Origin of the sequence: Flavobacterium sp. (assembly GCF_044341265.1) — a bacterium.
Lineage (GTDB): Bacteria > Bacteroidota > Bacteroidia > Flavobacteriales > Flavobacteriaceae > Flavobacterium.
In genome coordinates, this window is record NZ_JBIISA010000060.1 from 1 (window position 1) to 5,369 (window position 5,369).

At 30.0% G+C, this 5,369-nt stretch carries 4 protein-coding genes; all 4 read left to right on the forward strand.

Annotation, left to right across the window (positions count from 1 at the left end; genetic code table 11):
- Positions 1–274: 274 nt before the first annotated feature.
- The 4 genes from ACIQ06_RS15855 (at position 275) to ACIQ06_RS15870 (ending at position 5,274) form a co-directional block, all read left to right on the forward strand.
- Positions 275–2,284, forward strand: coding sequence for an exo-alpha-sialidase (locus ACIQ06_RS15855; protein ID WP_396147900.1), 2,010 nt, complete (start codon positions 275–277; stop codon positions 2,282–2,284).
- Between the two features lie 123 nt (positions 2,285–2,407).
- A complete protein-coding gene (locus tag ACIQ06_RS15860) occupies positions 2,408–3,289 on the forward strand; it encodes a hypothetical protein (protein ID WP_396147901.1) in 882 nt (293 codons plus the stop codon).
- 86 nt (positions 3,290–3,375) lie between these two features.
- Positions 3,376–4,599 (forward strand): hypothetical protein, encoded by a 1,224-nt coding sequence (locus tag ACIQ06_RS15865; protein ID WP_396147902.1) that lies wholly within the window; start codon positions 3,376–3,378, stop codon positions 4,597–4,599.
- A gap of 201 nt (positions 4,600–4,800) precedes the next feature.
- Entirely contained in the window at positions 4,801–5,274 is a 474-nt protein-coding gene (locus ACIQ06_RS15870; protein WP_396147903.1) for a hypothetical protein, read from the forward strand.
- Positions 5,275–5,369: the final 95 nt, after the last annotated feature.

The following is a 5,369-nucleotide window of genomic DNA, read 5'->3' on the forward strand; positions in this document are numbered from 1 at the left end:
ATAAAAAACAGTTGCAAAAAGTAAAACGCTTATAACGGATGTATAAAATCCTACTATAAGCGTTTTTTTATTCTCTAAAAAACGGTGCTAATCAAAATAAACGATGTTTTTCAGTGCCCTCGTTGTTTGCCTCTCTTTTTCTGTTTTTAAAAATATAAACAAGTGCTGTAAAATAATAAAAGTACAATAAAAAATCCCTGTTATCCACGTGGCCATCTTGTATAAAAAAAATGAATTAAAATCTATTTAAAATAATTACTCAAATCAAATAATTATGAAAAAAATTTATTTTGCATTAGTAGTTAGCCAACTTGCATTTTCACAAGTAGGAATATTAAATAACAGTCCTAAAGCGGTTTTAGATATTTCAGCATCCAATGCTGCAAATCCAAGTTTTAAAGATGGAGTATTAATTCCAAGAATTGAAAAATTCCCAACGCAAAACCCTACTGCAGATCAAGATGGTATGTTAGTTTTTTTAACACATGGAGATGCTTATAAACCTAGAGGTGTTTATTATTGGAATAATCAAACTGAACAATGGTATTTAGTAAACACAAATTCTAATTCTAATAATCTTTCATCAATTACATCAATTCCTTTTTCATCCAATGAAGGTTATCCGGTGTATAGAATTCCTTCACTAATAAAAGCTGGAAATGGCGATTTATTGCTGTTTTGTGAAGGAAGAGCAACTGTAGATGATCACTCTAACAAAGATGCGGTTTTGAAAACATCAAAAGACGCGGGTAAAACTTGGGGACAGATAAAAATATTAGATAATAATGGTACAGACAGATCGTCAAATCCTGTACCTGTTTTAGATACATTAAACAATAGAATTGTACTTTTTTTTACAAGATATGGAGGTACAGAAGCTAACCCAACCTATTGTGACATATATAGTATTCAAAGTGATGACCATGGAGCAACTTGGTCTGCTCCTATTAATAGAAATTCTATAAAGCCTACTGGAATCAATTTAACAAACTTAGACTTAGCTGGTCCTGGGGCTGGTATTCAACTTAAACATGGGACTCATGCTGGGAGATTGATTGTACCGTTTTGGGGCTATAGATTAAATGACTCATTTGTAGTTTATTTAGTTTATTCTGATGATTCTGGAGTGACTTGGCAAAGAGGAGCAACTACAATAACAAGTGTAACTTTTGGCACGAATGAAACTGTGCTTCAAGAAAAAGATAATGGAGAAATTATGATTATTTCAAGAAACGCTTATGGTGATTCAGATAAAGTACGTTCAGTAGTCTACAGCACTGATGGTGGTGTAACATTTTCATCAAACAATCTTGAATCAATTATGTATTCTGGTCCTGTTATAATGGGTGATATTTTAAAAATGAATGAAAATACTTTTGTATACTCTTCACCCTTAAATCCTTCTGCAAGACAAATATTAGGAATAAGAGTTAGTTGTAATAAAGGAGATAGCTGGGATATGGCACATATTTTAGACAATAGAACGGGTACAAATACTATAGCTTACTCAGCATTAGAAAAACTTGACAATCAAAATTTTGCTATTGCTTATGAAACGGATAATTATTCAAATATTGAGTTTAAGGTATTCAATATTAATACAGATTACCCATACAAAGCAACTTACTTAACTGATGAAACAAACACCATTAAAGCCCATGTTTCTAGAAAAGGAGAGGCATTATATTCAACAGGAAAATTTGGAAATGGGTTAGACTTTGATGGAAAGACTTTACTGGTTTTGCCAAATCATCAAAACCTAGCTTTAGACAATAGTAATTATACAATAAATTTCTGGTTTAAATCGACTTATGATAATGGTGAGAACGAAGTTTTATTGTGGGCTTTTAATACAAATTCTGGTTTGCCTGCGCTATGGACACGACTTATGTCGGATACTGGTTATAGAACATTATATGCAACAGGAAGTATTGAAAATTTTTACACAAGAACACTATCTTCCTTAAAATCTGATGGAGTTTGGCACATGGCAACAATTGTTAGAAATGGTTCAGATTACCAAACCTTTATAGATGGTGTTCGTTACAATTCTGTTAATACAAACTTTGGCACGGCATCGCTCAATTCTAGTTTGTATGATTATGGAATATTATTTGGGGCAAAACCTATTAACTCTGCTCTTGGTTATACAGAGTTTTATTACGGAAGTCTTGATGAAGTTAAAATATATAAAAGAGCTTTAAGCCAAGCCGAAATTAATCAACTTTTAGTTAATGGTACCGTAAGCAACACAAATTTAGTTTACCATGAAAATTTTGATTAATTCTTTTAAATCATAAAAAATAGCAACAAAGAGACACAAAGAACAAAGAGATAAAAACTCTGCGTTACTGTGCAGTAGCCTGTCCTTAGCAATGCCGAAGGGTGGTAAATAAATAATAAATTTATGAAACAACTATTAACATTACTATTAATTTCTCAGATTGCTTACTCGCAAGTAGGTATCAACACCACTACGCCAATGGCAGATTTAGAAGTAAAAACCGTAACCTCTTCTGCATCAGATAAAGGACTAACCGTTATCAACAGCAGTGGCACAACACTTTTTACCATCTACAACAATGGCAATGTGGTAGTAAACAGCCTCTCTGGAGGTGGCAATGTAACTGCTGATGCCACAGGAAAATTAATTATAGGTGATCAAGCAACTATAGGTGATGTAAAATATGGCTTTCAAACCAGTGACCATAACGGATGGATAAAACTAGATGGTAGAGCTATAAATACATTAACAACATCACAACAAGCTAACGTGTTATCGTTAGGATTCATTGGCAACTTACCCGATGCTACGAACAGTTATTTATCGCAAAATGGAACAACTATAGGGACTGTTAGTGGTTCTAATTCGATAACTTTAAGTCAAAATCAATTACCTAATATCACATTAACAGGAACAACTTCTAGTGAAACAGCTGGAACACCTACAGGAAGTATTGTTGTAAATAACACTACAGCAACAATGCAAAATGCAGGAAATCACAACCATACTTACAATGACGGAGGCTCAACAAGCACTGGAGCTAATTTTTCACTTTTCAATAATATTGCTGATGATGTCGCACAAACCAAAACTACTTCAACCTCTGGAAATCATACCCATGTAATAAATCCTCATTCACATACTGCTACTTTTACAGGAAATGTGATGAGTGTACACAATCATGGTTTAACTACGAGTTCACTAAATGGAGGAGTTTCTCAAATACCTTTAACTATAAATCCACAAACTTTGAGTGTGAATGTTTTTGTGTATCTAGGAAACTAGAATAGTACCATTATCATATTAATCAATTTAAATAATGTCCAATTCTAAAAAGTAATCACTAATTGTATAAATAAAAACTATAGATTATGAAAAATTTTAAAATAACATTGATTATATTTTTTCTTACTCAATTCTCACAAAGTCAACAACAAGTTTCCTTTTCAATACAAGCACATCAGGATGACTGGCAGTTATTTATGTCCTCAAACATTATAAACGATTTATCAAATAATACAAAAGTTGTTTTTATTACTTTGACTGCTGGTGATGCCGGTATAATAGGCAATGAACCTACACCATTCTATAAAGCGAGAGAGAATGGTTCTGTTTACTCTTCAAAATTTGCTCAAGATTTATTTGCAGAACCAAATCCTGTCCCTATTCCATATTCTTTAACTCAAATAAGTTACACAAACAATACAAACTTAGTTATATCGCATAATATAGCAAGATATGAATATAAAAACTGTGTGAATTATTTTTTTCGTCTACCAGATGGTAATATAACTGGAAACGGTTTTAGTTTAACAGGAAATAGAAGCCTTCAAAAGTTAAAACTAAATCAAATTAGTTTTTTGTCAGCAATCGATGGTTCAACAACCTTTTTTAGTTGGGATGATTTGACATCAACTATAAAACAAATCATTTTAAATGAAAGTGGAAACGACAATCAAGTATGGATTAATACTTCAAGTATCAATCTAGCTCCTGTTGCATCAAACTATAATCCTAATGATCATTCTGACCATCGTTACACTTCTATTGCAGCAAGAGATGCTGTTTCTAATTTAAGTTGGGTTGGTATTGCAGGATGGGTAAACTATCATAGTGCAAATAGACCCTCGAATTTAACGAATTTTAGACATCAAGAGTCAACAGCAATTTTTGCCGTGGCTAATTGGGGAATTATAGAAAGTGGATATGATAATTCTTTTAATACAGGACATCAACAATGGCTTCCAATGGACTACTATGCAATTGATCGTTTTCCAGTAGGCAACAAAAAATTAAATTCAAAAATAGCAGAGACGACAACAAGAGTTCCTTTAGTATTAAATTATAAGAATCCTATAGCACTTGATGAAGAGATAAGCATTAATGTAAATATTTTTGAAACTGGAAATTTAAAAATTGAGGTTTTTAACCTGCTTGGACAATTGATTAATGAAGAAGTTTTTTTAATAGAAGATGTTGGAGTTAACAACATTGTATTACAAAAGTTAAATTTAACAAATAAAGATGAAATTTGTTTAGTAAAAATAACTTTGAATGATAAATATCTTGATACATTTAAATTACTATTTAAATAATACTCTTTTAAAGATTTTTTTTATAAAATCATATTATTAGATTTATGACAAATCAATATTTTGGTTATTTGAGATTTTTTATAAAAGATTCTACTGGTTTTAATAAACTACATTATATCAATTTGCCGTTTTCGCAATCAATTATTCACATGTTCACTTATGAATAAATATCTATTTTTGATTCAAAAAATTATTAATCTAATGGAGTTAAAAAAAATTTATAACGAAAATATAATTTATTTAGAAAAATCTAAAGATAAAATAATTTTCAAAAACACATTTGGAACTATTTATGAAAATAAAATAAAAATAAATAACAAAAAAAATAAAATAGAATTACTAATTACAGACATTGCAAATTATAGATTAATTACTTACAAAGACACAAGAATTAATATTATGTTTTTTTTATTAACCACTATTATTGCTGGATTTGCTTTTATTTTAAACATTCATGAAACTTATTCATTGATTTGTTACGCTACTAGTTTCATATTTTTAATATTTACAATGTTTTACACAAAATCAATTTATTCAGTACAAATAGTTCTTTGTATAGCACAACAAATTATTATTAAATTAAATAAAAAAGAAAAAAAAGCAGCTCATATTTTCTTGAAAAAATTAGGATCTTACAAAGAATCAAATCCGAGTTTAATGATTTTAAATGATTAAATTATGATTAAAGTTATTTTACTTTTTACACTCCACATACTTAATAACCATTTTACTTGATAGCTTACTTTAGTATATAGAATATCATTTATGGT

What these genes read in the sequence shown, in the direction of transcription:
- ACIQ06_RS15860 (WP_396147901.1), top strand. Translation starts at nt 2,408, where the DNA reads ATGAAACAACTATTAACATTACTATTAATTTCTCAGATTGCTTACTCG.
- ACIQ06_RS15865 (WP_396147902.1), top strand. Translation starts at nt 3,376, where the DNA reads ATGAAAAATTTTAAAATAACATTGATTATATTTTTTCTTACTCAATTC.
- ACIQ06_RS15855 (WP_396147900.1), top strand. Translation starts at nt 275, where the DNA reads ATGAAAAAAATTTATTTTGCATTAGTAGTTAGCCAACTTGCATTTTCA.
- ACIQ06_RS15870 (WP_396147903.1), top strand. Translation starts at nt 4,801, where the DNA reads ATGGAGTTAAAAAAAATTTATAACGAAAATATAATTTATTTAGAAAAA.